Origin of the sequence: Sphingomonas segetis (assembly GCF_009720245.1) — a bacterium.
Classification (GTDB): Bacteria; Pseudomonadota; Alphaproteobacteria; order Sphingomonadales; family Sphingomonadaceae; genus Sphingomicrobium; species Sphingomicrobium segetis.
The window spans coordinates 1-715 of record NZ_WJSQ01000310.1; the positions used below are offsets into that span (position 1 = coordinate 1).

Genomic DNA, 715 nt, shown 5'->3' on the forward strand with positions numbered 1-715 from the left:
CCAGGCCGGCGAGGCCGACGTCGCGGCGGCGGTCGTTGCCGCCCGGACGGCGTTCGAGCGGGAGTGGCGCGGAACGACCGGCCTCGAGCGGGCCACGCTCATGAACCGCCTCGCCGATCTCCTCGAGCGCGACTCCGAGCGCATGGCGAGGCTGGAGTCCATCGACAACGGCAAGGTCATCCGCGAGACCCGGGCGCAGATGCGCTTCGTCGCCCGGACGATCCGCTACTTCGCCGGCTATTGCGACAAGATCTTCGGGAAGGTCGTGCCGACCGACCGCCCCAGCCTGTTCGACTATGTCACCCCGGAGCCGCTCGGCGTGATCGGCATCATCACCGCCTGGAACTCGCCGATTGCGCTGCTCGGGAACAAGCTTCCGGCCGCGCTCGCCGCGGGCAATTGCGCGGTCGTCAAGCCGTCGGAGCATGCATCGGTGACGACGCTCGAGTTCGCCAAGCTCGTCGAGGAAGCGGGCTTTCCGCCCGGAGTGTTCAACGTCGTGACCGGCGATGCTCGGACCGGACAGGCGCTGGTCGCCGGCGGCGGCCTCGACAAGATCAGCTTCACCGGCAGCGGCCATGCCGGGCGCGCCATCGCCGCGGCGGCCGGGCGCAACCTGACCCCGCTGGTCCTCGAGCTCGGCGGGAAATCGCCCAACATCATCTTCGCGGACGCCGCTCTCGAGAAGGCCGTCCCCGGCGCGCTCGCCGGGATC

At 70.5% G+C, this 715-nt stretch carries 1 protein-coding gene; it reads left to right on the forward strand.

Annotation, left to right across the window (positions count from 1 at the left end):
* Positions 1-715, forward strand: a 715-nt coding sequence (locus GH737_RS14970) for an aldehyde dehydrogenase family protein (RefSeq protein ID WP_155265548.1), incomplete at both ends; no start/stop codon positions are given.